Genomic DNA, 4158 nt, shown 5'->3' with positions numbered 1-4158 from the left:
GCCCGCCGGCCGACGTGTTGACCCCGCGGCTGCTGGCGGAGGCCTTCGGCCTGGAGGCCGTGGTCGTGGAGGACCCGGTGACCGGTGGCCCGATGGTCGTTCCCGTGGGGCGCAGCGGGAGCGCGTCCTAGACGGGGGCCTCCCCGGACCGTCGAAGAGGGGCGCCGGAAGGGAGGGACGCCGCCCGCCCGTCGCCCACCACCGCCCTGGACGGACGTCCCCGGCGCGGTTCTTCCTTCTTCGCCTGCCGCTCGTTCCTCGCTCGCGGCTCGACTCGTCGTGCAGAACCCTGCCGGCGCCCGAACGACACCCCCTCGGGCGACCATTCCAAAAACCGGTCCGCGACGGCCGGAGGGGAGGGGCGCCGCGGCGGTCCGTTCAGCGCCCGCGGGCACTCGGGCGCGACGTGCTCGGGGACGGGTAGACCTTGGACCGCTTGACGCTGCCGAAGGCGAAACTGGATTCGATCGACGCGATGCCGGGAATGGCGTGGATCCGTGTGCGCACGAGGACCTCGTACTCCTCCAGGCTCTCGATGACGACCCTGAGCAGGTAGTCGCTGCTGCCCGCCATCAGGTAACAGTCCTGGATGTGCTCGATGAGACCGACGTGCTCCTCGAACACGCTGACGGCCTCGGCCGTGTGGCGCTCCAGGCGGATCCGCACGAAGACGGTGATCGGCAGGCCGAAGGCGACCTGGTCCACCATCGCCGTGTAACCGCTGATCAGTCCCGACTCCTCCAGGCGGCGTACCCGGCGCAGGCAGGGTGAGGGGGAGAGCCCGACCCGGTCGGCCAGGTCCTGGTTGGACAGCCGCCCGTCCGCCTGCAGCTCGTGGATGATCTGGAGATCCACAGCGTCCATCGTCACTCCTTGGCAGATTCTGCCCCAAAGGCTAGGTCCGACGGGCAGAAGTGGCAATCGGCTGCCTCGCCAAAAGCTCTAGCGTTGCCTTCATCGGGAGGGCGGACGTCGGTTTCGCCCGCACGGGTCCGAGCGGGAGGAAACGTCGGTGGCGGTGACGGGTACGGCGCGGACGCCGGGAGCGCGGACACGCTCCCCCGCGTCCCGCGCGGGCTGGCGCGGGGGGCTCTCCTCGCGGGCCGTGGGCATGCTGGCGCTGCTGCTCACCGTGACCATCTGGGCGGGGTTCGCCCTGAGCGCCCGCGCCCTGGGCGACTCCACGCTGTCGCCCGCGGACGCGGCCCTGCTGCGCTTCGGCGTCCCCCTCGTGGTCCTGGCCCCCGCCCTGTGGCGGCGCAGACACCGCCTGGCCGCCGTGCGGCCCGGCCCGGCGGCCAAGATCATCTGCGGCGCGGGGGTGCCGTTCTTCCTCGCGGCGATGTACGGCGGTTCGCTCACCTCGGCCGCGTTCGTCGGGGCGATCGTCCCCGGGATGGTCCCCCTGTTCGTCTCCGCGCTCATGGTCGCGGGCGGCGGGAGCGCACCGCGCGGCACGCAGCCGGTCGGGTTGGCGCTGATCGTGGCCGGAGCCGCGGCTCTGGTCTGGCGCCACACCGCGGAGCTGGACGCCGACGTCCTGCTCGGGTCGGGGACACTGCTCGTGGCCAGCGGGCTGTGGGCCCTGTACACCGTGGGGCTGCGGGAGGTGGACCTCGACCCCGTCGGGTCCATCGGGCTGCTGTGCCTGCCCTCCTTCGCCGTCGTCGGGCTGCTGGCCCTGACCGGGGTCCTGCCGACCGGCCTGGCCCGGGCGGCCGTCGCCGACCTCGCGCTGTTCCTCGTCGTCCAGGGCCTGGGGGTCGGCCTGTGCGCCGGCCTGCTCTACGCGTTCGCCATCCGCCGGCTGGGACCGGAGACCAGTTCGGTCGTCGGCAGCCTCAGTCCGGTCGTCGTCGTCCTGCTCGCCATTCCCCTGCTGGACGAGTCCCCGACCCTGTCCGTCCTGGTCGGCGTTCCCCTCATCGCCACCGGTGTCGTGCTCGCCAACCGACGTCCCCGACCCAAGGCTGCCGCCGATGCTTGAGCTTCTCCCCTCCCCGCCCGCCGACCCCCTGTTCGACCTGGAGGCCGAGTTCGCCGCCGACACCAGGCCCGACCGGCTGAACCTCGTCCTCGGCGTCTACCGTGACCGCACCGGGGCCACCCCCGTCATGGAAGCGGTCAGAAAGGCCGAGGTGCGCCTGGCGGAACGCTCCGTCTCCAAGGAGTACCGCGGGCTCTCGGGCAACGCCTCCTTCAACCGGGCCATGCTGTCCATGGTGCTGGGCGCCCGGGCCCTGACCGAGCGGGCGACGGCCGTCCAGACCGTGGCGGGCACCGGAGCCCTGCGCCTGCTGGCCGACCTGGTACGCCAGACCCGCCCGGGCGCCACGGTGTGGATCAGCGACCCCGCCTACGTCAACCACCGCCCCATCCTGGAGGGCGCCGGCCTCCAGGTCCGAACCTATGGCCGACCCGCCTCCGCGGGGCTCCCGGGCGCCGCCGGCATGCTCGACGACCTGCGCGCCGCGCGCCGTCACGACGTCGTCCTCCTCCAGGGCTGCTGCCACAACCCCACGGGGGTCGACCCCTCCGTCGAGGAGTGGGAGGAACTGGCCGGGCTCGCCGCGGCGAACGGCTGGGTCCCCTTCGTCGACCTGGCCTACCACGGGCTCGGCGACGGCCTCGAAGCCGACCTGCGGGCCACACGGATGCTGTCCGAACGGCTCCCCGAGGTGCTGATCGCCGCCAGTTGCTCCAAGAATTTCGGCCTCTACAGCGACCGCACCGGGTGCGCGATCGTCCTGGGGTCGTCGCGGCGGGCGCTGGGGCACGTCGAGACGGCACTGCAGAACGCCGCGCGGACGCTGTACTCGATGCCGCCCGAGCACGGCGCCGCCGTCGTCACCACCATCCTGGAGGGGGAGCGGCTACGGGCCGTGTGGCGGGCCGAACTCGACGCCATGCGTGAGCACATCACGGCCAACCGGGCGGAGCTGGCCGCCCGTCTGCGCGCACTCGGCCACGCCGGGCAGGCGGCGGCGCTGGCACGACAGAAGGGCATGTTCTCGATGCTCTCGCTCACGCCCGAACAGATGGGCGAAATGCGCAGGCGGTCGGGTATCTACGGCACGAACTCGGGGCGCGTCAACGTCGCGGGGCTCCCGGCGGACCGGATTCCGTTCCTGGCGAGGGGCATCGCCACCGCCCTGGAGGCGGCCCGCGCCGTCCCGTCCGGCTGAGGTCCCCGGCCGCGGAGGGCGCGGCTCGGGCGGAGGCCGTCCGCTGTGGCCGATCCGCGCCGACACGAGGAAGGGGGTCTGGCGCGGGACGCTCCGGTACGCCATGATCACGTTCGGTGTCGATCATGTGTGCCCAGGGTGACCGGGGGCCACGCCACCCCAGGGATGCGACGGAGTTGTAGGGGCGTTCACCCCGGTTTCACCGATGTGTGTGAAACCTCGGCCAGGGTCGAGACCGGCCGGTGCCTCCATACACCGGTTGACCAGCTTCGTCCTTCGCGCCTTCGTCCGGTTCCCCGCCCGGAGGGGCGCGGAGGGGTAGTCACGATCCCGAGGAGAACGTGTGTCCGAGTCCGCGCCCCACCGCCGCTCGCTGCCCTTGATCGGCCAGGTCGGAGGCGGGCGTTCCCGCGCCACGTGCAGACTGCGCTGTGGTGACGCCTGCTTCCACCCCGCCCCCAACACCAGCGACAACGCCTACTTCGGCGACATCTTCCAGAAGGTGGTCTCCCGGCGCTCGGCGCTGCGCACGAGCGCCGTCACCGCCGGCGCCGGCGCGCTCGGCTTCGCCGCACTGAGCCCGGCCTTCGCCGACCGCGGTCCGAACCGCCCCAAGCCCAACCCCCGCGCCACGTTCCACAGCGTGCTGCCCAACAACGACGACCAGGTCACCGTCCCCAAGGGCTACGACCAGCACGTCATCATCCGCTGGGGCGAGCCGGTCCTGCCCGGCGCGCCTGAGTTCGACCTCGACAACCAGACCGCCGAGGCCCAGGCGCGGCAGTTCGGCTACAACTGCGACTACGTCGGCTTCCACCAGCTCGATGACGACCGCGCCCTGCTGTGGGTGAACCACGAGTACACCAACGAGGACCTCATGTTCGCCGGGTACCCCGGCGGCGACGAGGCCGACCCGGAGCAGATCCGCACCGCCATGGCCGCGCACGGCGGCTCGCTGGTCGAGATCGAGCGC

Annotated in this window: 4 protein-coding genes; 3 read left to right on the top strand and 1 reads right to left on the bottom strand. The window is 72.4% G+C overall.

Annotated features, from left to right (window positions below; genetic code table 11):
• Positions 1–378: 378 nt before the first annotated feature.
• Complete coding sequence (locus D471_RS0126035) at positions 379–864, bottom strand: Lrp/AsnC family transcriptional regulator (RefSeq protein WP_017601331.1); 486 nt, start codon at positions 862–864, stop codon at positions 379–381.
• Positions 865–1012: 148 nt separating this feature from the next.
• Here D471_RS0126035 and D471_RS36280 point away from each other — a divergent pair, with 148 nt between their 5' ends.
• From D471_RS36280 to D471_RS36275, 3 genes are all read left to right on the top strand, one after another.
• Positions 1013–1987, top strand: coding sequence for a DMT family transporter (locus D471_RS36280; RefSeq protein ID WP_017601330.1), 975 nt, complete (start codon positions 1013–1015; stop codon positions 1985–1987).
• A complete protein-coding gene (locus tag D471_RS0126025; protein WP_017601329.1) occupies positions 1980–3185 on the top strand; it encodes an amino acid aminotransferase in 1206 nt (401 codons plus the stop codon). Before D471_RS36280 ends, D471_RS0126025 begins: the two co-directional genes overlap by 8 nt.
• 343 nt (positions 3186–3528) lie before the next feature.
• A partial coding sequence (locus D471_RS36275) for a PhoX family protein (protein WP_040691351.1) occupies positions 3529–4158 on the top strand: 630 nt, incomplete at its 3' end.

This window comes from Nocardiopsis lucentensis DSM 44048 (assembly GCF_000341125.1).
Lineage (GTDB): Bacteria > Actinomycetota > Actinomycetes > Streptosporangiales > Streptosporangiaceae > Nocardiopsis > Nocardiopsis lucentensis.
This window is presented reverse-complemented; position numbering and strand designations above follow the sequence as displayed.